This is a genomic window from Mycetocola zhujimingii (assembly GCF_003065425.1).
GTDB lineage: Bacteria > Actinomycetota > Actinomycetes > Actinomycetales > Microbacteriaceae > Mycetocola_A > Mycetocola_A zhujimingii.
Genome location: NZ_CP026949.1, coordinates 130,176 through 154,855, shown reverse-complemented (window position 1 = coordinate 154,855; position 24,680 = coordinate 130,176). Strand labels below are relative to the sequence as shown.

Here is a 24,680-nt window from a genome sequence, read left to right as displayed (position 1 = left end):
CTCTACTCCCCCAGCCCCGCGTCGATGTCGTTCATGACCGCGTTGAAATCTTCGGCGGTCTTCTCAGCTGCCGTTCCTTCTTCGACCTTGCCCTTGATGCCCACCTGCGGCATGTCCGGAACCTGGAAGCGCTTGGCTTCCTCTTCGCTGCTCATACCCCCGACGTCAGCGACGTCGAACTGGCTTGCCGGGCTGAGGAGGAACTCGTGAACGGTGATCTCGCCGTTCTCCTCGAGAACCGGGATGTCCACGGTGACGCTGTTCTCGGCGTCAGCCACAGTGGTTGTGTACTTGAGAAGCGCCGCCGTGATGGCGTTGCCCGTCACGATTGATCCGCCGGAGTATGTGATGCGCTTCATAATCCGACCGTACTGCAGTCGCGAAATTCCCGAGCACCGCTGGACCGCGTGCGCCCGCCGTGATAGACGCGTGCGCCCGTGGCCTCAACGCACGGGGACTGCGGCTAAATGACCGCTTCACTCCACGGGTCGGGGTTGCCGAACCTGTGCGCCGTGATCGAAATGGCCTGCTCGTGGAGGAACGGCAGCAACTCGATCCGGCCGGACGGCGTCACGGCACCCGCGTAGATCGCGAGGTCAGGGTTGCCCTCTGCCGCTCCGGCGAGGGCCGTGTGCAGCTGGCGTCGCGCCGCGGCGCTGCCGACAAGCCGCACCCGATGTGCATCGGCATCGATGGCGGCTGCCCGCTCGATCCACTCGGCATCCGTCTCGACAGACACGGGAACACCGAGGTCGGCAAGCACGCCGCGGATGGTGGCGGGCAGCCCGGATGCCACGCTCAGCGTGAAGCGAGACCGCGAACGCACACCGGCAATCACCACGCGAAGCACGTCACCGAGGTCGGCGTCCGCGGTGCCGCGAACGGCGACCGAAACCGGGCGATAGCGGAAGAGGTTGCGCTCGACCTCGAGCGCCGAGGCATCCTTCACCTCGCCGTATTCGTTTCCCCAGGCGATGGCATCCGAGAGGGCTGACCGGCGGAGGACGTCGAATTCCTCGTAACCGAGCGACGGCTGGGCCGATTCGATGATGCGGGTGACGCGCGAATCGAGGCCGCGCAGATGGAGCGTCGTGCTGCTTGAACCGGAGTCGGGAACCCACGAACCCAGGGTGAGCAGGTAGTTGGGGCCACCGGCCTTGGCGCCAGCTCCGACGGCGGAACGCTTCCAGCCGCCGAACGGCTGACGCTGCACGATCGCCCCGGTGATCCCCCGGTTGACGTACAGGTTGCCCGCTTCGACGGTGGCGAGCCACTCCTCGAGGTCGTCGGCGTCCTGGGTGTGCAGCCCGCTCGTCAGCCCATAATCGATCGCGTTGGTGTAGCGGATCGCCTCGGTGAGCGTCGCGGCGTGCATGACGCCGAGCACAGGCCCGAAGAACTCGGTGAGGTGGAAGTACGACCCGGGGGCGACATCGCCGCGGATGCCAGGCGACCAGAGCCGGCCTGTGTCATCGAGCTGCCGCGGCTTCACGAGCCACTTCTCGCCGACGCCGAGCTCGGTGAGCGCGTGCAGCAGTTTGCCGTCGGCCGGTTCGATGATCGGGCCCATCTGGCTGGTGGGGTCGTCGGGGTAGCCGACGCGCAGCGAGGTTGCCGCGTCGATGAGCTGGCGACGGAAGCGATCGCTCTTCGCCACAGAGCCGACGAGGATGACGAGGCTTGCCGCCGAGCATTTCTGGCCGGCGTGGCCGAACGCGCTCTTCACGACGTCGGCGGCCGCGAGGTCGAGGTCAGCGCTGGGGGTCACGATGATGGCGTTCTTGCCGCTGGTCTCGGCGTGCAGTGCCAGCTCCGGGCGCCAGGACCGGAACAGCTTCGCGGTTTCCCACGCGCCGGTGAGGATGACCCGGTCGACGCTCGGGTGGGAGACGAGCTGTTCGCCGAGGCCATGCTCGTCGAGCGAGACCAGGGTGAGCAGCTCCTGCGGAATGCCGGCTTCCCAGAGAGCTTCGGCGAGGATGGCGGCCGAGCGGCGGGCCTGCGGAGCCGGTTTGAGGATGACCGCTGAACCCGCGGCGAGCGCCGCGAGCACTCCACCGGCCGGGATCGCGACGGGGAAGTTCCACGGCGGCGTGACGACGGTGAGCTGCGACGGCACGAACCGTGCCCCGCGAATCGCGTCGAGTTCACGGGCCTTCGCCGCGTAGTAGTGCGCGAAGTCAATGGCCTCGCTGACCTCGGGGTCCGCCTCGGCGATCGTCTTGCCGGTTTCGGATGCCATCACCTCGATCAGGCGGTCCCGGTTCGCCGCGAGGGCGAACCCGGCCCGGTCGAGAAGGGCTGCGCGTTCGGCCGCCGGGGTGGCACCCCAGGTCGCGCCGCGTTCGCGGACGCCGGCGATGATGAATTCGAGGGTTTCGGCATCCGTCACCGTGCACGCGGCGATCGTCGCGGTCCCGAGCTCGCTGCCGGCGACCCTGGCGACGATACGACGCGCCCACGCGCGGTTCGCCGGGAGGGCCGGGTCGGTGTCGCGGGTGTTGACGAAGCCGGGAGCGCCGATGTCGGTCGCCGGCACCGTGTTCAGGGTGGTTGTATCGAAAACCCGCACGGTGTCGAACGGCGACTCGGTCTTCGACCCGCGAGCAAGCCCAAGCACCTGCTGGGTCATGCTCATCTCGTCGTCATCGACCGCGACAGGTCTCGTGATCGATTGATCGGCGGCCGGTGCCGTGCCCGGTGCGAGTTCAGTGATGGGTGCGAGCGTCCATTCCGTTTCGCGGTTCTGCGTGCGGCGAGGTGTCGGGATCTCGTTCGCCGTTGCATCCAGCTGTTCCACGCTCGCGAGGAAGCGACCCTTCTCCCTCTCGAACAGCGCGGCGTTGTCATGGAGCTCGAAGACCGCTGACATGAAGTTTTCCTCGGACGCGTTCTCTTCGAGGCGGCGGATCAGGTAGGAAATGGCCACATCGAACTCACGCGGATTGACCACCGGTGTGTAGAGGAGCAGATCGCCGACGTCGCGCTTCACCGCTGCGGCCTGGCCGGTGGCCATGCCGAGGAGCATTTCAAAGTCGACAGCGTCGGTGACGCCCCGGTTCTTTGCGAGGAGCCAGGCGAAAGCGACGTCGAAGAGGTTGTGACCGGCGATGCCCAGGTGAACGTTCTTCGAGCGCTCCGGGGTGAGCGCCCACAACAGGACTCGCTTGTAGTTGACGTCTGTGTCCTGTTTCAGGTCGTACGGGGCCGTCGGCCAGTCGTGGAGTTTGGCCTCGACACCCTCCATCGCGAGATTGGCACCCTTGACGAGGCGCACCTTGATCGGAGCGCCACCGGATGCCACGCGCGTCGCCGCCCAGCCCTGGAGCGTCTGCATCGCGGACAGCGCGTCCGGCAGGTAGGCCTGCAGGACGATTCCCGCCTCGAGCCCCCGTAGTCGCGGCCGCTCCAGCACACGCATGAAGACCGCGAGGGTGAGGTCGAGGTCGCGGTATTCCTCCATGTCGAGGTTGATGAACTTCGGCGTCCTGGACTCTGCGGCGAGTTCATACAGCGGCGTCAGTCGCTCAACGATGCGGTCGACGGCCTCATCGAACGACCACATCGACAGTTGTGAGGCGATGGCGGAAACCTTGATCGAGACGTAGTCGACGTCGTCTCGGACGAGGAGGTCGCGCGTACCCTCGAGCCGCTTGTGTGCCTCGTTCTCGCCGAGCACGGCTTCGCCGAGCAGGTTCAGGTTGAGCTTCGAGCCGCCCTCGCGGAGCGACGCGATGGCCGGTCCGAGCTTCTCCGGTGTTGCGTCCACCACGAGGTGACCGACCATGTCGCGCAGCACGCGGCGAGCGATGGGGATCACCACGCCGGGAATGACCGGCCCGAGCACACCGCCGGCGGTGATCGCGGCGCGCAGGTACCAGGGCAGGAATGCCGGAGTGAGCTTCGCGACGCGCTGCAGGTTGTAGCCGGCGACGAAGAGGTCTTCCGGCCGCATGACGCCGTCGACGAAGCCGACGGTGAAGGCCAGCCCGTTCGGATCCTTCAGCACATCGGCGAGGCGCTCGGCGGCAGGATCCACCGGAGCGTCAGCGCTCTCGTCCACCCATTTGCGGGCGAGAACTACGGCGTCGGCTGCGATTTGAGTGGCGCTGAGTTCGGCGCCGGCCGAAGTGTGAGGCATGATCACGAGACTATTCCCTCTGTACCTGGTGCGAAGGGAGCGGAACGCGGGTTGCGTCAACTCTCAGTTTCAGTGTGTGGGAGGGATTCAATTCAAAAAAGCGAATGTTTCTTACCAATATTGATGGGTTTTTCCGATGAGTAGGCTGGCCCCATGCTCGACATGAGAAGACTGCGGCTGCTCCGCGAGGTTCAACTGCGCGGCACCCTCGCCGAGGTTGCCGAAGCGCTCGCATTCAGTCCGTCGTCTGTGTCGCAGCAGCTGGCGCAACTCGAGCGCGAGGCCGGCGTCAAACTGCTTCAGAAGAGCGGACGGCGGGTACAGCTCACTCCTCAGGGCGAGCTGCTGGCCACGCGCGCCGCCGAACTGCTCGACGGCCTCGAGCGGGTCGAAGCGGAACTTGCCACCTCACTCGACGCGGTGATCGGCACGGTTCGCGTCGCCGTCTTCCAGTCGGCTGCCCACGCGGTGATCCCCGAGGCGCTGTCGATCCTCAGATCAGAGCACCCGGATCTCCGGGTCGAAATCGTCGAACGTGAGCCGGAGGCCGGCCTGTTCGACCTCGCGGCGCGTGACTTCGACCTCGTCCTCGCCGAGCAGTACCCCGGTCACACCCGCCCACACCTGCCCGACCTCGATCGTGAGTTTCTCGCGACGGATGCGCTCCGGCTCGCTGTGCCGGCGGCATCCGCGGTTTCCTCGGTGACGGATGCCGCGCACCTCCCGTTCGTGATGGAGCCGGAGGGCACGGTCGCCCGACTCTGGTCGACCCAGCTGTGCCGGGCCGCCGGGTTCGAACCCGACGTGCGGTTCGAAACGGCTGACCTCATCGCGCACATCCGCCTGATCGAGTCCGGCAACGCCGTTGGCCTGCTGCCCGACCTGGTGTGGGCGGGCCGTGAGCCCGCGTTGCGACTGGTCGACCTGCCGGGGATGCCGTCGCGCACGGTGTTCACCTCGGCACGACGGGTGAGTGCGGCCCGCCCTGCCGTCACCGCTGTGCGCGGGGCGCTGGCGAGGGCGACGGGGTTCCTGACGCCGTAGCCGCCGCGAGTTGCTGGCTTTGCACGGGTCAGACGATGGCGGACCCATGCAATCTCAGCAACTCGTGGCCGGCGTGGCAGACTCGCGGCATGACGACAATCGAGACGTACGACGCGGTCATCGTCGGCGGGGGCCACAACGGTCTCGTCGCGGCGGCCTACCTCGGCAAGGCGGGCAAGCGGGTGCTGCTCCTTGAGCGGCTGGATGCCGTCGGTGGCGCGGCGGTCTCCGCCCAGGCGTTCGAGGGCGTTGAGGCGTGGCTGTCGCGCTACTCCTACCTCGTGAGTCTCCTGCCTCAGCGGATCATTGACGACCTCGGGCTCGACATCACGCTCGCGCGTCGCAGGTATTCGTCGTACACGCCCGATCCCGCCGATCCGACGCGCGGGCTGCTCGTCGACAACGACGATCCGGCTGCCACCGCGGCATCCTTTCTCCGGATCGGAGCTGCCGACACCGAATTCGACCTCTTTGAGCGGTTCTACGAGCACTGCCGCGTACTCACCCAGGCGCTCTGGCCGACGATGACCGCGCCGCTGCTCACGCGGTCGGAGGCGAAGCGGCTGGTGACGGATGCCGGCGGTGCTGCGGTCTGGGATGCGATGATCGATCGTCCGATCGGCGACGTCATCGCGCGGAACCTGCAGAACGACGTCGTGAGGGGCGTTGTCCTCACCGACGCGCTCATCGGCACGTTTGCCCGGGCCACAGACGCCGACCTCCAGCAGAACATCTGCTTCCTCTACCACCTCATCGGCGGTGGCACCGGCGACTGGGACGTACCGGTTGGTGGCATGGGAGCCGTGACCGCCGAACTCGGCCTGGCCGCCCGCAAGGCCGGTGCGACACTCGTCACCGGAGCGGAGGTGACGGCGGTCGACCCGGCCGGGGTCGTGCGGTATCGGCAGGGCGGCTCCGAACTCGAGGTGCGCGCCCAGTGGATCCTCTCGAACGTCGCGCCAGCCGTGCTCGACCGGCTGCTCGCTACTGGTACCGAGGTCAGTTACGGGCGTGAACAGCTCGCGGCAGGGGAACCGTCCGTCGGCGTCTTCGAGGCGCGACCGTTCGGCGTGGGGTCGGCCGCGGCGGCGAACCCGAACACGTCCCGCGAGGGCGCCCAGGTCAAGGTGAACCTCCTGCTCTCGCGGCTGCCGAAGTTGCGGGATGCGGCCGTGACCGGTGAAGCCGCGTTCGGCGGCACCTTCCACATCAACGAGTCGTGGTCGCAACTCGACGACGCGTACCTCTCCGCCGCTGAGGGCGGCATCCCGAACCCGCTGCCCTGCGAGATCTACTGCCACTCCCTCACCGATCCGACGATCCTCTCGCCCGAACTGCGCGAGTCCGGTGCGCACACGCTTACCATCTTCGGGCTGCAGACCCCGGCCCGACTCGTCACGGCGGAGAACAACGACGAGATGCGCGACAGCCTGCAGGCCGCGGTGCTCGCCTCGCTCAATTCGGTTCTCGCCGAACCGATCGAAGACCTTCTCATGACGGATGCCGCTGGCCGGCCCTGCATCGAAACCAGGACGACGCTCGACATCGAGCGTGCGGTGGGAATGCCGCTCGGCAACATCTTCCACGGCGGGCTGGACTGGCCATTCGCCGAAGACGACGCTGCGCTCAACACTCCCGCCGCGCGCTGGGGTGTCGCGACTGCCCACCCGCGGGTGCTGCTCTGCGGGTCGGGCGCGCGCCGGGGTGGAGCGGTGTCCGGCATCGGCGGCCACAATGCCGCGATGGCGCTGCTCGAATCCGAATAGTGGGTTTTCGCACGCGAGAGTTGCGGGCGGGTACCGGGCAATGTCAGCCGGTGTCGGTAGGGTGGGCGGGTGCTCACGACCTTCGGAGTATGGGAAGGCACTGATGAGCGCGACAATCGCGGGCCACGTCTCTGCGGAGACAGGCCGGACGATCGCTGACGCAGCCGAGCTCCTCCGCCTCGAACAGTGCGCGCAGGAACCGATTCGCACGCCGGGGTCGATTCAGCCACACGGCGCCCTGATGGCCCTCGATCCGCTGACCTTCGTCGTGAGGATCGCGAGTTCGAACTGCCAAGAGATCATGGGCACGGCCTCTGCGGTGCTCGGCCTCTCTCTCACGGAGATCGCCGGGGCCGCGTTCGAACGCGAGGTTCGGGCATCCGTTGCCGCGGCCCCGGCGGAACTCAACCCGCTGTCCCTCGCCATCGGAGAGCGTTCGTTTGACGCCATCGTGCACACCGTCGACGGGTTCGTGATCGTTGAGCTTGAGCCGGTGCTCTCCACCCCATCGACGCTGTCGACCTCGGCGTTGAACGCGCTGATCCACAGGCTCACGCTGAGTAAGGCGGTCAGGGACCTCCGTGCCGACACCGCGGCAGGGCTCCGCAAACTCACCGGTTTCGACCGGGTGATGGTGTACCACTTCCACCCGGACGGCCACGGAGAGATCCTCGCTGATGACCACGCGGACGGCATGGAATCCTACGGCGGGCTCCATTTCCCGGCGTCGGATATCCCCGCGCAAGCCAGGGAGCTGTATCTCACCAAACTCTCCCGCGCGATCGTCGGCACCTCACGATCGAGCGTCGAACTGGTCACGGATGCCGACGAACCTGTTCAGTTCCGGCTCGACCTCAGCAATGCCGAGTTGCGCAGCGTGTCACCCCATCATCTTCAGTTCATGAGCAATATGGGACAGGAGTCAACGCTGTCCATCTCGATGGTGCGGCACGGCCAGCTCATCGGCATGATCACCTGCGCGCACCGCGGCGTTCTGCGAATACCATTCCTGCTGCGCAGCGGCCTCGAAGTACTCGCCAACCACGTCGCGCTCCAGCTCAGCGCGCTGGAGCGGGTCGCTCAGCTGACCAGGCAGGTGGCAATCCGAAGCACTCGGTCGCAGCTGATGAGCGAGCTCGCTGCCGCCGGCGACCTGGCCGAGTCACTTGTTCGTGGCCGGGTCACCGTCCGCGACGTGATCAGCGCTGACGGGGTTTCGGTCCGCATCGGTGGCGTGAGCGCCACGGCGGGCGACGTGCCGGATGAGATCGAGCATCTCATCGCACACGCCGAACGCACCTCGCCGGGCGAGCCGTTCGCCAGCGACGCCATCGCTGTGGAGCATCCCGACCTGGCGGCGATCGGGGCGACCTCCGCCGGAGTGTTTGTCGTCAGTATCGGCGGCAACGGCGACTACCTGGCCTTCTTCCGGAACGAGATCCTGCGCAACGTCCACTGGCTCGGCGACCAGTCGAGCACCAACCGCGAAACAGTGCTCTCACCGCGCACGTCGTTCTCGTCCTGGACCGACAGCGTCACAGACACCGCAGAGCCATGGGGAGAGCTCGTCCTGGAAGCGGTCGAACTGGCGCGCGACCTCGAAGGCGCGCTGCTCAGGAGGGCCGAGTCCAACCTCGCGCGCCTTGCCCTTTTCGATGCGCTGACGGGATTACCCAATCGCCGCAACCTCATCGCCCAGCTCGAACTCGCGTTGAGCAGCGAAAGCACCGCGAACCAGCTCAGCCTTCTCTTCATCGATCTCGACGGATTCAAGGGCGTCAACGACACATACGGACACGACGTCGGCGATTCGCTGCTCACGCTTGTCGGCCAGCGCATCGTTTCCGCGACACGGGCAGACGACCTCGTCGCCCGGCTCGGCGGTGACGAATTCGTCGTGCTCTGCGAACTCTCCGGCGATGAAGAGTCAGAGGCGATCGCTGCCCGCGTGCGTCGGTCGATAGCCGCCCCCATCACCATCGGCTCCGTGTCGCTCGCCATGACCGCATCCGTCGGCACCACGGTCGCGTCGCGCGACACGGAGGCCTCCGAAATGCTTCAGAGAGCAGACGTGGAGATGTACCGGGCGAAGGCGCGCCGCCGTCAACGGGCGGGCGACTGAGCCAGCGCGACGTCCTGCGGCTGATTCGCCAGCGCCGTCGCGGCGTAAGCCTCCTGGTGCGTTTCCAGCACTCCAGATGCTGCCAGCACGTCGTACTCCCGCCGGATTCTCTCGCGCGTCTCACTCGGGTCGAGTTCTGGATTCCAGATCCGTTCGGAAACGGCGAGCAGCCGCGGAAAAAGCATTGACATGAGGTCGGCGCCGTCGAGAACGAATTCGGACCAGACGCACGCCTGGATTCCGACACAGCGCTCGTCGTACGACTCCTCCCATGGCGCCGACAGGATGTCGTCGACCGAGATCGCCGGAACCATTCCCTTCTGGTCCTCCCCTGCGTCAGGATCAACGCGGTTCAGATACAGGGTGCGCGCGTCGGCGAAGACATACCGCTGCCGTGCTCGCGAGACCCGTTCCATCCCGCGCTCTTCATCCCAGGCCACCACAAGCATGTCGTCGGCATCCGAAATCTCGCACGCTTCGTCCCACACGGCAACGGACTTCCCGTTCTCACGCAGTACACGGGTGGCGTCGTCCATGAACCACGTTTGCAGGTCCTCGACCCGTGACAACCCGCGCTTCCGGATCCAGTCGTCGATGTCGGGATCGGACGACCACTGCTGATAGGCGCACTCATCGCCGCCGATGTGCACATACGGGCCGGGGAACAGTTCGGCTATCCGCCGCATGACAGCGGCGAGAAATTCGCGCGCCGCGTCCGTCGGCCACAGAAGGTCGTTGCGCGCAGGCCACCACATGTGTTCGCGCATCGACTGCGTCGGCAGAGGGAGCCCTTCAGGACGACCGAGCTCCGGGTATGCCCTGATCGCGGCCATCATGTGGCCGGGAACATCGACCTCGGGGACGATGACGACCGAGTGAGTCGATGCGTGCGCAACGACGTCTGCGATCTCCTCGTCCGAGTAGTAGCCGTTCGTCCACTTGTCTGCGGCCTCATCGATCGCACGCTGCCTCGAATCACCGAGCAGTGAGTCATAGTCGTCGAAGTCGCCGCGCGGAAGGAAGGCAGCGCTCTCGGTGAGGCCCGGATACCCGGGAACCTCGAACCGCCAGCCCTGGTCGTCGGTCAGGTGCCAGTGCAACCGATTGAACCCGTAGCGCGCCGCGAGGGTGATGACCTGTTTGATCACCGATACCGGAAACCGGGTCCTCGCCGAGTCGAGCATCAGGCCGCGCCACTCGACGCGCGGCTGCCTGCCGTTGACAGGCCCCACCTCTGCGGCGGGGAGAGTGCCGGGCGTCATCCCTTGACCGCCCCTGCGACCATGCCAGTGGAGATCTTGTTCTGCACGACGATGAACAGGATGATCACCGGGATAGCGATCAATGTCGCACCCGCCATGACGCCGCCCCAATCCGTGGCCTTGAGCCCTTGCTGGAAGGACTGCAGCCAGATCGGCAGCGTCACGGAGGAGTCCTTCGACAGGACGATGAGAGCGAGCGTGTATTCGTTCCACGCGAACAGGAAGCCGAAGACCGAGGTGGAGACGATGCCCGGCGCCAGGAGCGGGAGCGTGATGCGGCGGAAGGCACCTGCCCTCGAGCATCCGTCTACCATCGCGGCTTCTTCCAGCTCGATCGGGATGCCGTCCACGAACCCGCGCATCATCCAGGCGACAAACGGGACGATGGTTCCGATGTAGAGCACGGACAACCCGATCACCGAGTTGAGCAGTCCCCACCCGTCGAGCATCCGGTACTGGGAGATGAAGAGCGCCTCGGCCGGGATCATCTGGACGATGAGGATCGCGATGATCATGACCGTACGTCCACGGAAGCGGAACCTCGACAGCGCGAACGCCGCGAGCAACGCAGCACCTGACGCGAAAACGACGGTAAGCGACGCCGCGATCAGCGAGGCGCGCAGCGCCGGCCAGAAGTACGCGTTGGTGAACGCTGACAGGAAGTTGTCCCAGGTGAACGCGTGCGGCACGAGGTGCGGCGGCGACGACATCAGTTCGGATTCCGACTGGAACGCCGAGTTCACCATCCAGTAGACCGGGATTAGCCAGAGGAGTGAGAGGAGAACGCCGGTGAGGTTGGCGAGCGGGTGTTTGCCAGCGCGCTTTCGCTTCGGGCCGCCGGCGTTCCGGGGCGATCCTGTCGCGAGGTTGCGAGCGACGAGTGCGGTTTGCGACGTCATCAGGACATGCCTCCCTGGCGGTAGAGCATTATGAGGTAGCGACTGGTGAGGACGAGCGTCAGGGCGAGAATGACCATTGCCAGTGCCGATGCGACGCCGTAGTCACCCTGGGCGATGCCGGTCTCGTAGACGTAGGTGCCGAGCAGGTTCGTTTCACTCGCAATACCGCCGGCCTGTTGCAGAACATAGATCTGGGTGAAGACGCGCAGGTCCCAGATGACCTGCAGCACTCCGATGAGCGAGATGACCGGGCCGATCATCGGAAGCATGATCCTGCCGATTTGCTGGAAATGCGACGCGCCATCGATCTCGGATGCTTCGAGCACTTCCTTCGGCACCTGGGCAAGTGCCGCATAGATCGTGATGGCGACGAGAGGGAGCGACGACCAGATGATGACGGCAGATGCGATGAGGAAGAAGGTCCAGTAGCTGCCGCCCAGCCAGTTGAAGTTTGTGAATCCCTCGAGTCCGATCGACGTCAGCGCGTGGTTGAGGAGCCCTGAGCGTGGGTCGACGAGCCACTGCCACACGGTGAGAGAGGCAAGTGCCGGCATCGCCCACACCACGATGAGCGTCGTGTTGAAGATCATCCGGACAACGCGGTTGAGACGCAGCATGAGCACGGCGAAGGCGACCCCGAGAAGCATCGTGATGCCGGCGGTCCAGGCGCAGAAGGCGAGCGACTTGAGGAAGACGCTCCAGAAGTACGGATCGGTGAGGATCGTGACGTAGTTCGACAGCCCGGCCCACTCCGCTGGCTGCCCGAATTGCTGTGCGAGCCCGAAGTGCTGGAATGACATGATCATCTGTCGCACAAGCGGGTAACCGAGTGCCACCGCAACCATGATGGTCGCGGGAGCGAGAAGCATCCACGGGGTGAGCTTCCTGCCTCGGTTCTGCACGGTTCGGCTCATCGGCTTGAGCCGAACTGAGCGTTTTTCGGGCGCCGGAGCTGGCCGGGCTGTCGTCTGGGTCATGATGCTGGTTGTACTTCCGCTTACTTGTTGAGAGCGGCGCTCAGCTGCTCGTCGAACGACTTGGCCACCGTTTCGACGTCCTCACCCTTGGCGATCCGGGTAAAGAACTCGTTCAACTGGGTACTTCCGAAAGCGACGCCCCATTCCGGGCTGTTGGGGGTGAGCTTGGACTTCGTGATGACGTCGCCCGCAATCTCACCGAACGCTCCCGCTACCTCGTCGGCATAGTCCGTGTTTCCCGGTACCCATCCCTCTCCAGCCAGCTGCTTCTGGAAGGGCTCACCGAAGACGGTTTCGAGGGCTTTCCTGGCGAGCTCCGGGTTCTGGGAGTTGGCAGCGAGACCAATGTTTGAGCCACCGGCGAAGGTGGCGCCGGGCTCACCGGGCTCGTCAGACGGGATGGCGAACACCCCGACCTTTCCTTCATCCCACAGGGCCTGGTCGATCTTGGTTCCGATGTTTCCGGTACCGATCAGGACGCCGGTCTTGCCTTCGTTGAAGTACCGCTCGAAGGTCTTCTGACCCGCCTGCGAGTCAAGGGCATACTTCGTGCCGTTCTGGAACAGGTTCTGCAGAGACGTGAGCGCCTCGATCGAGTCAGGTGTGGACGTCTGGCCGACCCACTCGTCGCCGTCCTGCTTCGCGTATTCGAAACCCTGCGGGAACAGGTAGGACTCGACACCGTGCGGGTCAACCGCCGCGAGATACATTCCGGAGAAGTCAGGGTTTGCCTCCGGGTTTTTCTCCTGCAGTGTGACGACCGCGTCGAGGAACTTCTCGGTTGTCGTCGGGACGGCGATTCCCGCCTGCTCGAAGAGATCGGTCCGGTAATACACGGCGCGTGCACCGGCGTAGAAGGGATACGCGTAGATCTTCTCGTCAACAGTGGATGCGTCAACGAACGACGGAATGAGGCTGTCGCCACCGAGTTCGTCCTTCATGTCCGTCACGTCGGCGAACGCGCCGACCGTGGTGAACGTGGTGGTCTGTGTGTTCCCTATCTCGACCAGGTCGGGGCTCTCATTCTTCGATGCGAGGGATGTCTGCAGCTTCGAGACGATGCCGTCCCACTGCTGGACCTCGATCTTCAGTTCACTTCCCGGGTTCGCATCGGCGAATTCTTCGGCGAGGAACTTCTGGGATTCTTCGGTGAGCGAGCCCTCCATCACCCACATACGGACGGTTCCAGACTCGACATCGCCAGAACCCGCACCTGAGGCGTTCGGGTCGTCCGAACTGCACGCGGCGAGCGACAACGCCAGGGACGCACAGGCGGCACCTGCCAGGACTTTGCGAAACTTCATGATCACTCCATTGGAATCGTGCCCCCGCTGTGCTCACGGCCGCGTGGGCGAGTAGTAGTTGGCCGGGTGTGTGAGCTGATCTACAGAATGCACGGACAGTGCGATAGTGTCAAGAAACTAAACAGAATTTTCTGGCCGAGTGTCAGTAGGCTCTGCGTGACGACGAGCGGACCCGCCCGTCGTCGTCCTGATTTCCAGCGAGGAGGCCCGCGTGACGACTCTCACTCCGAACGCGCAGCGGCTCCTCAGAGTGCTCATTTCCGACGGGCCCGCGTACAGGGCGGACCTCGCGCGCACGCTGGACGTATCGCGGGCAACGGTCAGCAACCTGACGAATCGCCTGCAGGCAGACGGGTGGATCGAGGAGCCGCACCACGAACCAGGGGTGCTGAAGAACCTCATCGGAACGACGCCGAGGCTCGGAATACTCGCCTCGGTCATGTTCCTCGTCGACACGTGCACGGTCACTCTGGCTGCGCTCGACGGTCGAGTGTTAGGGGAATTCACACTTTCGGGTCGTCCCGGCACCCCGGCGACCGAACGAATGTCCGCGGGCGCCGATCTCGTCGAGCGCCTGATGACAGAGAGCGACCTGGCCCCCAGTTCGCTTCGCGCCCTGCACCTGGCGGTCGATACCCAGATGGATGCCAGGTCAGGCGACATCTACGCACAGCGGGCATCCAGCCGCTGGTTCGGTGTCAATCCGAAGCAGTACTTCGCCTCCCGATTCGGCGTACCCGTGTACGCGCAGAACTCCGCACGACTCGAGGGCCTCGCTGAGTATTTCTGGGGGAACGGTCGGGACCACTCGAATCTGCTCTATGTGGACGTGAGTTACGGCGTCACATCCGGCCACGTGTCTGACGGCATCATCCAGTCCGGCGCGAGGGGTGGCTCCGGGGAGCTCGGCCACACGGTCTATGACTGGAACGGCCCGCTGTGCACGTGCGGCAACGCCGGCTGCCTGATGCAGTATGTCTCGATCCCCGCAATGCTGCGTGATTACGAAACAGCAACCGGGTCGGCGATCGAGTGGGCCGAGTTCTGCGAACGTGCTCACAACGGCGACGCAACAGTGACGCCGCTCGCGAAGCGGGCGGCAATGGTCCTCGGGCGGGTCCTGGTCAACACCTGTCACGTCATCGACCCCGAGGTCGTCGTGCTGAGCGGCGCTGTCGTGCGATCTCTTCCATCGTTCATCGAGGATGTGACGACGACGGTGCGGCAGAGCGCGCTTCCGCTCGTCGGGCGCAACGTGCAACTGGTCGCGTCACGACTGGAAGATTCGCACTTCGCGGCAGCACGGGCCGGTATCGAATCGCTCCGCGCCATCGACGATGTCGCGGCAGTGGCCACCGGCGTCTGACGCAGATCTCGAAGAGCCGGTCAGTGCCTGCGGTGATCCTGGATCGTGATCCTCGGGCCGCGCCGCGGCTTCGCAATCCCGCTCGCGAGAATCAGCCGCACCACGCGCTGTCGCTGCCCCTCCCACGGCGCGAGCAGCTCGAGCATGCCATCGTCGTCGACCGGCGAGCCGGTGAGCGCCATTCCGACCGTCGACGCGAGGTGGTAATCGCCGACACTGACGGCATCCGGGTTACCGTGTGCCCTCGCGGTGACCTCCGCGGCCGTCCAGACGCCGATTCCGGGCAGGCTGCGGAGCCGGGCGGATGCCGTCGCGGACTCCTGGAGGAGATCCTCCCCCGTCGAGAGAGTGCGTTCGAGAGCGTCGGCGACCCGGCTCGCGCGGACTGCCGTGTCTGACCGTTGCGGGCCGACCCCAGCCTCGTGCCACTCCCAGCTGGGGACGAGGCGCCAGGTGTCGGGCGCTGGCGCGACAGTCATCCCCTCGGGCGCCGGACCGGGTGCCGGCTCACCGTGGCGTCGCACCAGCCGGCGCCACGCGCGCCACGCCTCGACGACGGTGACCTTCTGCTCGAGCACCGCAGGGACGAGCATCTCAAACACGAGCCGGTTGCGGCTGAGGCGCAGGCCCGGGTTCCGACGGCGGACCTCGGTGAGCAGCGGGCTTCGGCTGAGGTCGAGGCTCTCCCAGTCGTCGCGACTGCCGAGCAGCTCCGGAACGCCGTCCATCGCCCACTCAGCGCCGTCTCCCCACGCAGCAACGTCGATCTCGTCGTTCCGCTGGACCAGGTGAAGAGTTGCTGGACCGATCGGGGTGCGAAGCGTCAGCCACGAGCCACTCGCCGTCCGCCGGAAGCACGGGCCGTCGACACCACGCGAGAGCGGGGCGAGCGTTGCGGAGACCGAGAGCGGATGCCGTGGCCGGTAGCTCGAGCGCAGCACGGTGTCGCTGGCCGCGAGGGTAGTCATGGGCACCACGATACGTGACGGCCACCGACACGCCGGCATCACTCTCCGGAGCTGAGGCCCGCTCATTTCGCTCTGGTGCTCCGCCCATCGGCGAGCGTAGTGTCTCGGCATGAGTCTTTCGACAAGTGACCTCTCGAGCCTCCGCCGGGCAGTGACGGGTGAGGTATTCGAGCGCGGCGATCCGGAAATGGCCGACCACGTCGCCACCCAGAACACGCTCATCCGGCACGAACCCGACGTCGCCGTCGTGGTCGCAGACGAGGCCGACGTCTCGACGGCAGTGCGCTTTGCCGCAGAGCACGGCCTTCCCGTGAGTGTGCAATCCACCGGTCACGGCGCGTGGGGCCCGATCACAACCGGACTTCTCGTCGTGACGTCGCGACTCGACTCGGTGACCGTCGACCCCGACGAACACATCGCGACCATCGGCGCCGGCGCGAGATGGAGCGCCGTGATCGAGGCTGCCGCGCCATACGGACTCGCGCCGGTGACCGGCTCCTCGCCGCATGTGGGCGCGGTCGGTTACACCCTCGGCGGCGGACTCGGCCCTCTCGCCCGGAGCCACGGCTTCAGCACGGACTGGGTGCGGGGTTTCCGGGTCGTCATCGCAGACGACACTGTCGTGATTGCGACGACCGCTGAGAATCCCGAGCTGTTCTGGGCGCTTCGGGGCGGCAAAGGCGGCCTCGGAATCGTCACCGAGATGCGGCTTGAACTCGTGCCGCTCGTGACCCTCTACGCCGGCAGCCTCTTCTTCGATACCCCAGACATCGAGACAGCGCTCCGCGCCTGGGTGGACTGGACCCACACCGCCCCCGACGATGTCACGACATCCGTCGCGCTGCTCTCCATGCCACCAATCGACGAGATCCCCGAGCCGTTCCGTGGCAGGTTCCTGTTGAGCATGCGCTTTGCCTATCCCGGAGACCCCGATGAGGGCGAGCGGATGCTGCACCCCCTGCGACAGGCAGCACCGGTCTACGTCGACGGCGTCACGGAAATTCCGGCGACGGCCATGGGTTCGATCCACGCCGATCCCGACGACCCCAGCCCGCTCTGGGACATGGGCCTCCTGCTCGGGCCCATCGACCAGGACTTCGTCACCGAGCTGCTCGCGAGCTTCGGGCCGGATGCCGATTCCCCCTTCGTCGCGACTGAGATCCGCCACCTCGGCGGCGCGACCGGCAGGGATGTCGAGGGCGGATCAGCGGTCGGCGGTCGCAACAGCGCATTCACCTTCACGCTCATCGGTGTGGTTCCACCGCTGTTCGAACGGATGGCTGCCGTTGCCGACGCGTTCACCGAACGGGCGCAACGCTGGATCTCCCCTGAGACGAACATCAACTTCTCGACACGGGTCGACACACCGGAGCACTTTGCCCAGGCCTGGCCGCCCGAAACATTTGAGCGCCTCGCGCGGGTCAGGGCAACCTATGACCCTGACGGCCTGTTCGCCTTCGGTCCGGTGGAGTCGGTGCCGGAGGCCTGACCGCCTTCTCGAGTTGCTGGGTTTGCACGGGTTACGGTGCGCTCAACCGGTGCAAACCCAGCAACTCGTGTGGCTGGCCTACAGGTGGCGCTCGTCGGGGCCGTTGTACTCCGACAGCGGGCGGATCAGCGCGTTCGACGCTGCCTGCTCCATGATGTGCGCCGTCCAGCCCACGACCCGCGCCGCAACGAAGAGCGGAGTGAAGGTCAGGGTGTCGAAGCCCATCAGGTGGTACGCGGGACCGGACGGGTAGTCGAGGTTCGGCTTGATGTTCTTGCGGCTCGTCATCGCATCGTTGAGCGCGTCGTACAGCTCGACCATGTCGTGGCGGTCGTAATACTCGGCGAGCGTGTCGAGCGCGGTCTTCATGGTGGGCACCCGTGAGTCACCGTTCTTGTACACGCGGTGACCGAAGCCCATGATCTTGCGCTTGGAGGCGAGCGCCTCCTCGAGCCACGCCTCGGCCTTGTCTGCGGTGCCGATCTCGTCGAAGGTGTGCATGACCGCTTCGTTCGCGCCGCCGTGCAGTGCACCCTTGAGGGCGCCGATGCCGCCGACCACCGCTGAGTACAGATCACCCAGGGTCGAGGTGATCACGCGGGCGGTGAACGTCGATGCGTTGAACGAGTGCTCGGCGTAGAGGATCATCGACACGTTGAACGCGTCGACAACGGCGTCCGCCGGCACCTCGCCGAACGTCATGTAGAGGAAGTTCGCCGAGTAGCCGAGGTCGTCGCGCGGCGGGATGAGGTCTTCGCCGCGACGGCGACGCTGGTCGTACGCCACGATGGCCGGAACCTGCGCGTACAGCCGAGCCGCCTTGTTGAGGCTGGATTCCTCGGTCGCGACGTCGGCATCCGGGTCGGTGGCACCGATGGCCGAGACCGCGGTACGCAGCACGTCCATCGGGTGCGCTGTCATCGGCAGGAGGTCGACAACGGCCTTCACGCTGTCGTCGAGAGCACGCTGCCCGCGCTCGATCTCCTCGAATTCCTTGAGCTCGGCATCCGTCGGCAGCTCACCGTGCCAGAGCAGGTAGGCGACCTGCTCGAAGCTGCAGTTCGCGGCGAGTTCCTGCACCGGGTAGCCGCGGTACAGCAGCGAGTTGGTCTCTGGGTTGACCTTGGACACCGCCGTGTAGTCGACAACGACTCCGGCGAGGCCCTTCTTGATGTCGGTGTCTGTCATGCCGTGCTCCTTTGCGTGGGGTGGTGCGAAAGTCTGGGCGGACCAGCGGTCGGGGATGCCGCACCGCTGGTCCGTGGAACCCTATCGTGCGACGGTGAAGTTGAACACCGAAGTGTCGAACTGGTTGTAGCCCTCGTAGTCGACGAGCTCGTAGAGATCGGCGCGGTGCTGCATCTCGTCGAGCTTCGACGACAGGCTGCCCTCGTCGTTGAGCGTGTCGAGCGCGCGCCCGGCAGCACCCATGGCGGTGCGCAGAAGCGACACCGGCCAGATGACAATGTTGATTCCGACATCGGCCAACTGCGCGCTCGTGAAGAGCTCGCTCTTGCCGAACTCGGTCATGTTGGCGAGGATCGGCACATCAACGGCGTTGCGGACGGCCTCGAACTCGCTGAGGTCGCGCATCGCTTCGGGGAAGATCGCGTCTGCGCCGGCGTCGACGAGTTTCTTTGCCCGGTCGATGGCGGCATCCAGTCCATCGACGGCACGGATGTCGGTGCGCGCCATGATGAGGAAGTTGTCGTCCCGACGTGCATCGGCCGCGGAGCGAATTCGCTTGAGCGCCGTCGACTCGTCGACGACCTGCTTGCCGTCGAGGTGTCCGCAGCGCTTCGGGTTGACCTGGTCCTCGATGTGCATGCCGGCCAGGCCGGCATCCTCGAGCTCCTGGATGGTGCGCGCGACGTTCATCGGCTCGCCGAAGCCGGTGTCGGCGTCGACGAGCGCGGGCAGCTCGGTCATCCGGGCGATCTGCTTCGCACGGCCGGCCACCTCGGTGAGGGTGGTCAGCCCGATGTCGGGCAGGCCGAGGTCAGCGCTGAGGACAGCGCCGGAGATGTAAACCCCGTCGAAGCCCTTCTGCTCGATCAGGCGGGCAGACAGCGGGTTGAACGCGCCGGGGAAGCGGAGCAGTTCACCGGTGGCGAGGCGGTCACGGAAGATCCGGCGCTTCTCCTCCGGTGTGGTCTTTGAGTACAGCATTTAGAACAGTCCCTTCGGGGATTCGACTCCGGCAAGAACGCCGGATGCCGCCTGGATGGTCAGCCCGCCGAGCTCGTCAGCGGTGAGTTCAGGCAGGCGCTGAACTGTGGTGAGGAAACGCTCGATCTCTTCAGGCTCGAGCACGGGCTCGGCGAGCATGCGGAATTTGGCGATGTAGTCCTCGCGAACGAACGGGCGGGCACCGAGCGGGTGGGCATCGGCGACGGCGATCTCGTCGACGATCGTGGTTCCGTCGGTGAGGGTGATCTCGACGCGCCCGCCGAAGGCCTTCTCGGCGGGGTCGATGGAGTGGTAGCGGCGCGTCCACTCGGCGTCTTCCTCCGTGCTCACGCGGTTCCACAGCTCGACGGTGTCCTCTCGTGCTGCCCGCTCGGGCGAGTAGGAGTCGACGTGGTGCCAGCGGCCGTCCTGAAGCGCGACGGTGAAGATGTACGGGATGGAGTGGTCGAGGGTCTCGCGCGAGGCCGTCGGGTCGTACTTCTGCGGGTCATTCGCGCCCGAGCCGATGACGTAGTGCGTGTGGTGCGAGGTGTGGAGGACGACGCGGTCGATGGCGCCGGGGACGAGGAGCTCCGGGTGCTCGTTGTGCAGCTTCCGCGCGAGGTCGATCCAGGCCTGGGCCTGGTACTCGGCCGAGTGCTCCTTCGTGTAGCTGTCGAGGATCGCGCGCTTCGCTTCGCCTGACTCGGGGAGCGGCACATCGTATGACGCGTTCGGTCCGTCGAGCATCCACGCGACGACGCCGTCTTCGCCCTCGTAGATCGGTTCGGGTGAGGTCTGGCCGCGCATGGCACGGTCAACGGCTTCGACGGCCATTTTTCCCGCGAATGCCGGGGCGTGTGCCTTCCAGGTGGAGATCTGGCCCTTGCGGGACTGGCGGGTTGCCGTCGTGGTGTGCAGCGCCTGGCCGATGGCCTGGAAGATGGTTTCCACGTCAAGGCCGAGCATGGTGCCGATACCGGCGGCCGCCGATGGGCCGAGGTGAGCGACGTGATCGATCTTGTGGGCGTGCAGGCTGATCGCCTTGGCGAGGTCAACCTGGATCTCGTAGCCGGTCGCGATCCCGCGGACGAGGTCGTGGCCGGTCGCACCGACGTGCTGGGCGACGGCGACGAGCGGTGGGATGTTGTCGCCGGGGTGCGAATACTCGGCCGCGAGGAACGTGTCGTGGTAGTCGAGTTCACGCACAGCCACGCCGTTTGCCCAGGCCGCCCACTCAGGGCTGACGCGACGCGCGGCATCCGGACCGAACACCGTCGAGCCGCTTCCGCCGGTGGTGACGGGGTGTGCGAGTGCCTGCGACCGGGCTGCGACGACGGGGCCGCGGGTGAGTGACGCCGCGGCGACGGCGGCGTTGTCGATCATGCGGTTGATGATCATGTCGGTGACCTCGTCGGTGACCTCGACCGGGTCGGCGGCAACCTCGGCGAGTGCCCAGGCGAGCTGACCCTCGCGTGAGAGGTTTTCCTCGCTCGTGTGGACGCGCAGGTGGTGGGTCTTCATTGTGTTCCTTTCATCGAAGACTCGGGGGCGCCGGCATTCAGCGCGGCGGTGTCAAGCAGGTTGGTGAGGCTCTTGCGCAAGTGCACAGCGGTGGCCTGAGCGGCAAGGAGTTCGTCGCGGTCGAGGATGGCCTGCACGATGAGCAGGTGTTCACCGATGCTCTCGGTGAGCCTGTCGGGGTTGTCTTGCGCGAGGCGGCGGGCGCGGGCGAGGTGACCGCGAAGGCCCTTGAGCGAGGAGAGGAGAAACCGGTTGGCCATGGCGTCGTCGATGGCCGCGTCGAGCCGTGCCACGAGGGCGTAATAGCCTGCCGTGTCCTCGGCGACCGTGGCGCGTGCGCTCTCGAAATCGGCGCGAAGTGCCTCGAAGACCGACGCACTGCGGCGGCGGGCGGCGAGCCGGGCTGCCTGGGTTTCGAGTGCCTCGCGCAGCTCGAAGAGTTCGGCGAGGTTGGCCGCTGAGACGTCGGTGACGACGCCGGCGCGACCACGCTGCGTGTCGACGAGTCCCTCGGCGGCGAGCCGGGTGATGGCCTCGCGGAGCGGGGTACGTGAGATGCCGAGCCGCTCGGACTGCTCGGTCTCGCCGAGCACGGTGCCAGGCCGGAGCTTCCACGACAGGATGTCCTCCTTGAGGACGTCGTAGGCCTTATCGCTCGCTCGCACAGGGCCCAGTATACGCGGAGGCCACGCTGCCGGTATACAGAAGACCGTGATTTCGCTCGATTGGTGCTTGTTTTGCACTCTTTGGTATACCGATGGAGGAACGGCTCAATGGCGAGGGGGGCGGTGTCCGAGCGCCGTCGCCGCGAGGGATGGCGGAACAGTGGCGAGCCTGGATGGCAGCCACTTCGGTGAGCGGTCCTTGTCGACCACCTGTGCCCGGATGCCCTCCGCGAGATCCGGCTGCTCTGCGAGCCACGCCGAGGTGCGGTATTCCTGCGCGAGAGCCTCCCGAAGGGAGCCGAGTTCGCGAGCCCGGCGGAGTGCGGCGAGCGCAACGGTGACCGCCATCGGTGACAGCGCGCCCAGCTCATCGGCCGCATCGGCGGCTTCCGACCCGGATTCCGCGCGCAACCGCTCGAGGATTTCGGTGACCGAGTCCGCCGAATAACACCGGTCGATCCACTCGCGCTTGGCCTCAAGCGTCGACGCCGGCGGTGCCTCCGAGAAGCTGAGCACCACGTCAGTGGGCGAGCCGGAGCCCGCCTGTTCGCCCAGGGCCTCAATGAGCCGCGGCAGCCGGTCGGATGGCACGTAGTGGTCCGCGAATCCGCACGCGACAGCATCCGCACCGCTCATCGTCTGCCCGTTGAGGCCCAGGTAGGTGCCGAGCTCCCCGGGGGCGTGAGCGAGCAGCCAGGTACCGCCGACGTCCGGGCTGAAGCCGATGCGTGTTTCGGGCATCGCGACGCGGCTGGATTCGGTGACGATACGGATGCTGCCGTGCGCCGAGACGCCGACGCCTCCACCCATGGTGATGCCGGTCATGAGCGCGATGTATGGCTTGGGATACTCGTCGATCGTGGCGCAGAGCTCGTACTCGTCGCGCCAGAACCGGCGGGAGAGGTCGTTGCGGCCGTCGAGGGCGTGCTGACGGAGGCCACGGATATCGCCGCCGGCGCACAGCCCGCGGTCGCCGGCACCATCGATGAGCACCATCGCCACCTCGGGGTCGGACCGCCAGCGCTCGAGCGCCTCGGCAATGCCGCGAATCATCTCGTGGGTCAGGGCGTTGAGCACCCGCGGCCGGTTGAGGGTGATGCGGCCGGTGCCGTCGGCCACGCGCGTGTCGAGGTCGTCCATGCTGGCTCCTTCCGTCGATCAAGGGTATGGCGCTCGAGCCGAGTACACCCGGCGCGGGGTAGGTGGTGCCCGAACGCATCAGTTGCGGTCGAGAACATCGGTTGCGCGCGATGCTCTCGACCGAAAGTGATGCTCTCGCCCGGGTTGGACCGCCGCCTACAGGAAGATGTCGGGGAACAGGTCCTTCTCGTCGACACCTGGTGAGTACTGCGAGAAGTCGGTGACGCCGGCGGCGATCAAGACGTCCTCCACGATCAGGGACTGGCCGGTGTACTCGCGTGACGGTTTCGTCAGCACCTCGTACGCGGCATCCGCGTAGATCTCCGGCGTGCGGCTCTTCGCGAGCAGGGCCTCACCGCCGAGGATGTTGCCGACGGCGGCGGTCTTGATGGTGGTGCGCGGCCAGAGCGTGTTGGCGGCGATGCCGTCGCGGGCGAACTCGGCGGCGAACCCGAGGGTCGCCATCGACATGCCGTACTTCGCGAGGGTGTATCCGGTGTGGGCACCGAGCCACTTCGGGTCGAGGTTGATCGGCGGGCTCAGCGACAGGATGTGAGCGTTCGGCGCCTCCTTCAGGTGCGGGATCGCCGCGCGCGAGAGCATGAACGTGCCGCGCATGTTGACGTCCTGCATGAGGTCGAAGCGCTTGGGTTCCAGCTCGAGGGTGCGGGCCAGGCTGATGACGCTCGCGTTGTTGACGACGATGTCGATGCCCCCGAAGGTGTCAACAGTCTGCGCGACCGCATCGGCAATCGAAGCGTCGTCACGCACGTCGCCGACCACCGCGAGCGCCTTCCCACCGGCATCCCGGATGGCATCCGCCGCGGTGTGGATGGTGCCCTCGAGGCGAGGGTCCGGCGTGTCGGTCTTGGCGAGCAGCGTGATGTTGGCGCCGTCGCGAGCAGCGCGAAGGGCGATGGCGAGGCCGATGCCGCGGCTTCCGCCCGACATCAGGAGGGTCTTTCCGGCGAGTGGTGCGGTCATGGGGTCACTTTCCTTCGGGGCGGATGCTATCGGCGGGCTGAGCGCGCGGCGAACGCCGCAATCCGGGCACGGGCGTCGTCGGTTGCGGCTGCAGCGTTGATGGTGCGCGACTCGTCGTCGAGGTTGGACTGGAAGTCGCGGAAGGCACCGTCGCGCAGCAGGCGCTTGGCCTGTCCGAAGGCCGCGGTAGCGCCCGAAAGCCAGACGTTTGCGACCTCGCGCGCGCGAGCATCCGTCTCACCGTCGGCAACAACTTCGGCGACGAGTCCCCAGTCGAGGGCCTCCGCGGCGGTGAGCAGTTTGCTGCTGAGGGCGAGCTGGAGGGCTCGACGCACGCCGATGGCCTCCGGCAGGAGCGTGGAGACGCCGCAGTCGGGGGTCAGGCCGATGTCGGCGTACTTCGACACGAACTTCGACGACTCCGACGCGACGATGTAGTCGGCGACGAGCATGAAGCCGAGACCGCCGCCGGCGACGGCGCCGTTCACCGCCGCGACCATGGGCTTCGGGGTCGTGGTGAAGATTCGGTGGCCCTCGTGGATGATGTCGGCGAGGTCACCGATTGTTGAGCCGGTGTCTCCGCCGAGTGAGCTCATCTCGGCGACGTCGCCGCCGGCGCAGAACGCGGGGCCAGCAGCGTCGAGGAGCACGGCGCCGATGTCGTCGCGGTCGGCGACCTGCTGCGCGATGTCACGCCAGGCGCGCGCGGCGTCTTCGTTGATCGCGTTGAGCCGCGCCGGGCGGTTGAGCGTGACGTGGGCGAGCCCGTCGTCGACGGTGAAGAGGATGCTGTCGGTCATGCTGTCACTTTCGTTGTGAGGCGTGTGGTGGGAGGCGAGATCATCCGTTGCGGTCGAGGA

General features: G+C 66.3%; 19 protein-coding genes. 5 read left to right on the top strand and 14 right to left on the bottom strand.

All coding sequences use genetic code 11. The features are described from left to right. Window positions 1-2 precede the first annotated feature (2 nt). The gene (locus tag C3E77_RS00720) at window positions 3-359 is read right to left on the bottom strand and encodes a hypothetical protein (protein WP_108389896.1); all 357 of its coding nucleotides are present in this window, start codon (window positions 357-359) and stop codon (window positions 3-5) included. Between the two features lie 104 nt (window positions 360-463). Beyond that, on the bottom strand, window positions 464-4,141 hold the full coding sequence (locus C3E77_RS00715; protein WP_108392874.1) for a proline dehydrogenase family protein: 3,678 nt from the start codon (window positions 4,139-4,141) through the stop codon (window positions 464-466). Between the two features lie 153 nt (window positions 4,142-4,294). Between C3E77_RS00715 and C3E77_RS00710 the strand changes: the two genes are divergently transcribed. The 3 genes from C3E77_RS00710 to C3E77_RS00700 all read left to right on the top strand — a co-directional run bounded on the left by C3E77_RS00710 (window position 4,295) and on the right by C3E77_RS00700 (window position 9,073). Next, complete coding sequence (locus C3E77_RS00710) at window positions 4,295-5,185, top strand: LysR family transcriptional regulator (protein WP_108389895.1); 891 nt, start codon at window positions 4,295-4,297, stop codon at window positions 5,183-5,185. Between the two features lie 89 nt (window positions 5,186-5,274). Next, window positions 5,275-6,951: a phytoene desaturase family protein gene (locus C3E77_RS00705; protein ID WP_108392872.1), complete on the top strand. Its 1,677-nt coding sequence runs from the start codon at window positions 5,275-5,277 to the stop codon at window positions 6,949-6,951. A gap of 103 nt (window positions 6,952-7,054) precedes the next feature. Beyond that, on the top strand, window positions 7,055-9,073 hold the full coding sequence (locus C3E77_RS00700; protein ID WP_162924864.1) for a sensor domain-containing diguanylate cyclase: 2,019 nt from the start codon (window positions 7,055-7,057) through the stop codon (window positions 9,071-9,073). On the opposite strand, the gene C3E77_RS00695 is transcribed toward C3E77_RS00700, so the two are convergent. The 4 genes from C3E77_RS00695 to C3E77_RS00680 form a co-directional block, all read right to left on the bottom strand. Next, window positions 9,055-10,335, bottom strand: a complete 1,281-nt coding sequence (locus tag C3E77_RS00695) for a family 20 glycosylhydrolase (RefSeq protein WP_120694487.1) — start codon at window positions 10,333-10,335, stop codon at window positions 9,055-9,057. The two genes, C3E77_RS00700 and C3E77_RS00695, sit on opposite strands and share 19 nt — an antisense overlap. Further along, window positions 10,332-11,234 carry a carbohydrate ABC transporter permease gene (locus tag C3E77_RS00690; protein WP_108389893.1) on the bottom strand — a complete coding sequence of 301 codons (903 nt, stop codon included), beginning with the start codon at window positions 11,232-11,234 and terminating at the stop codon, window positions 10,332-10,334. The genes C3E77_RS00695 and C3E77_RS00690 overlap by 4 nt, the downstream gene beginning before the upstream one ends. Next, the gene (locus C3E77_RS00685) at window positions 11,234-12,148 is read right to left on the bottom strand and encodes a carbohydrate ABC transporter permease (RefSeq protein ID WP_234031244.1); all 915 of its coding nucleotides are present in this window, start codon (window positions 12,146-12,148) and stop codon (window positions 11,234-11,236) included. The genes C3E77_RS00690 and C3E77_RS00685 overlap by 1 nt, the downstream gene beginning before the upstream one ends. 83 nt (window positions 12,149-12,231) lie before the next feature. Beyond that, the gene (locus C3E77_RS00680) at window positions 12,232-13,515 is read right to left on the bottom strand and encodes an extracellular solute-binding protein (protein ID WP_198412169.1); all 1,284 of its coding nucleotides are present in this window, start codon (window positions 13,513-13,515) and stop codon (window positions 12,232-12,234) included. 211 nt (window positions 13,516-13,726) lie between these two features. Here C3E77_RS00680 and C3E77_RS00675 point away from each other — a divergent pair, with 211 nt between their 5' ends. Further along, window positions 13,727-14,881 (top strand): ROK family transcriptional regulator, encoded by a 1,155-nt coding sequence (locus tag C3E77_RS00675; protein ID WP_108389891.1) that lies wholly within the window; start codon window positions 13,727-13,729, stop codon window positions 14,879-14,881. Window positions 14,882-14,901: 20 nt separating this feature from the next. Here C3E77_RS00675 and C3E77_RS00670 read toward each other — a convergent pair whose 3' ends face one another. Continuing rightward, entirely contained in the window at window positions 14,902-15,849 is a 948-nt protein-coding gene (locus tag C3E77_RS00670) for a DNA-3-methyladenine glycosylase family protein (RefSeq protein WP_108389890.1), read from the bottom strand. A 109-nt stretch (window positions 15,850-15,958) separates the two neighbouring features. Here C3E77_RS00670 and C3E77_RS00665 point away from each other — a divergent pair, with 109 nt between their 5' ends. Then, entirely contained in the window at window positions 15,959-17,338 is a 1,380-nt protein-coding gene (locus tag C3E77_RS00665; RefSeq protein WP_108389889.1) for an FAD-binding oxidoreductase, read from the top strand. Between the two features lie 78 nt (window positions 17,339-17,416). Here C3E77_RS00665 and C3E77_RS00660 read toward each other — a convergent pair whose 3' ends face one another. From C3E77_RS00660 to C3E77_RS00630, 7 genes are all read right to left on the bottom strand, one after another. Beyond that, window positions 17,417-18,526 carry a bifunctional 2-methylcitrate synthase/citrate synthase gene (locus C3E77_RS00660; protein WP_108389888.1) on the bottom strand — a complete coding sequence of 370 codons (1,110 nt, stop codon included), beginning with the start codon at window positions 18,524-18,526 and terminating at the stop codon, window positions 17,417-17,419. Window positions 18,527-18,607: 81 nt separating this feature from the next. Further along, window positions 18,608-19,507, bottom strand: a complete 900-nt coding sequence (prpB, locus tag C3E77_RS00655) for a methylisocitrate lyase (RefSeq protein ID WP_108389887.1) — start codon at window positions 19,505-19,507, stop codon at window positions 18,608-18,610. Further along, a complete protein-coding gene (locus C3E77_RS00650; RefSeq protein ID WP_108389886.1) occupies window positions 19,508-21,031 on the bottom strand; it encodes an MmgE/PrpD family protein in 1,524 nt (507 codons plus the stop codon). Then, a complete protein-coding gene (locus C3E77_RS00645) occupies window positions 21,028-21,696 on the bottom strand; it encodes a GntR family transcriptional regulator (RefSeq protein WP_108389885.1) in 669 nt (222 codons plus the stop codon). The genes C3E77_RS00650 and C3E77_RS00645 overlap by 4 nt, the downstream gene beginning before the upstream one ends. Before the next feature lie 105 nt (window positions 21,697-21,801). Further along, a complete protein-coding gene (locus C3E77_RS00640; RefSeq protein ID WP_108389884.1) occupies window positions 21,802-22,836 on the bottom strand; it encodes an enoyl-CoA hydratase/isomerase family protein in 1,035 nt (344 codons plus the stop codon). Between the two features lie 156 nt (window positions 22,837-22,992). Then, window positions 22,993-23,820, bottom strand: a complete 828-nt coding sequence (locus tag C3E77_RS00635) for an SDR family oxidoreductase (RefSeq protein WP_108389883.1) — start codon at window positions 23,818-23,820, stop codon at window positions 22,993-22,995. Between the two features lie 26 nt (window positions 23,821-23,846). Continuing rightward, the gene (locus tag C3E77_RS00630; protein WP_108389882.1) at window positions 23,847-24,620 is read right to left on the bottom strand and encodes an enoyl-CoA hydratase/isomerase family protein; all 774 of its coding nucleotides are present in this window, start codon (window positions 24,618-24,620) and stop codon (window positions 23,847-23,849) included. Window positions 24,621-24,680: the final 60 nt, after the last annotated feature.

Bases quoted from the DNA above. Each gene is read 5' to 3' on its own strand.
- C3E77_RS00720 (WP_108389896.1), bottom strand. From the start codon at position 359: ATGAAGCGCATCACATACTCCGGCGGATCAATCGTGACGGGCAACGCC.
- C3E77_RS00715 (WP_108392874.1), bottom strand. From the start codon at position 4,141: ATGCCTCACACTTCGGCCGGCGCCGAACTCAGCGCCACTCAAATCGCA.
- C3E77_RS00710 (WP_108389895.1), top strand. From the start codon at position 4,295: ATGCTCGACATGAGAAGACTGCGGCTGCTCCGCGAGGTTCAACTGCGC.
- C3E77_RS00705 (WP_108392872.1), top strand. From the start codon at position 5,275: ATGACGACAATCGAGACGTACGACGCGGTCATCGTCGGCGGGGGCCAC.
- C3E77_RS00700 (WP_162924864.1), top strand. From the start codon at position 7,055: ATGAGCGCGACAATCGCGGGCCACGTCTCTGCGGAGACAGGCCGGACG.
- C3E77_RS00695 (WP_120694487.1), bottom strand. From the start codon at position 10,335: ATGACGCCCGGCACTCTCCCCGCCGCAGAGGTGGGGCCTGTCAACGGC.
- C3E77_RS00690 (WP_108389893.1), bottom strand. From the start codon at position 11,234: ATGACGTCGCAAACCGCACTCGTCGCTCGCAACCTCGCGACAGGATCG.
- C3E77_RS00685 (WP_234031244.1), bottom strand. From the start codon at position 12,148: ATGAGCCGAACCGTGCAGAACCGAGGCAGGAAGCTCACCCCGTGGATG.
- C3E77_RS00680 (WP_198412169.1), bottom strand. From the start codon at position 13,515: ATGAAGTTTCGCAAAGTCCTGGCAGGTGCCGCCTGTGCGTCCCTGGCG.
- C3E77_RS00670 (WP_108389890.1), bottom strand. From the start codon at position 15,849: ATGACTACCCTCGCGGCCAGCGACACCGTGCTGCGCTCGAGCTACCGG.
- C3E77_RS00665 (WP_108389889.1), top strand. From the start codon at position 15,959: ATGAGTCTTTCGACAAGTGACCTCTCGAGCCTCCGCCGGGCAGTGACG.
- C3E77_RS00660 (WP_108389888.1), bottom strand. From the start codon at position 18,526: ATGACAGACACCGACATCAAGAAGGGCCTCGCCGGAGTCGTTGTCGAC.
- prpB (WP_108389887.1), bottom strand. From the start codon at position 19,507: ATGCTGTACTCAAAGACCACACCGGAGGAGAAGCGCCGGATCTTCCGT.
- C3E77_RS00650 (WP_108389886.1), bottom strand. From the start codon at position 21,031: ATGAAGACCCACCACCTGCGCGTCCACACGAGCGAGGAAAACCTCTCA.
- C3E77_RS00640 (WP_108389884.1), bottom strand. From the start codon at position 22,836: ATGGACGACCTCGACACGCGCGTGGCCGACGGCACCGGCCGCATCACC.
- C3E77_RS00635 (WP_108389883.1), bottom strand. From the start codon at position 23,820: ATGACCGCACCACTCGCCGGAAAGACCCTCCTGATGTCGGGCGGAAGC.
- C3E77_RS00630 (WP_108389882.1), bottom strand. From the start codon at position 24,620: ATGACCGACAGCATCCTCTTCACCGTCGACGACGGGCTCGCCCACGTC.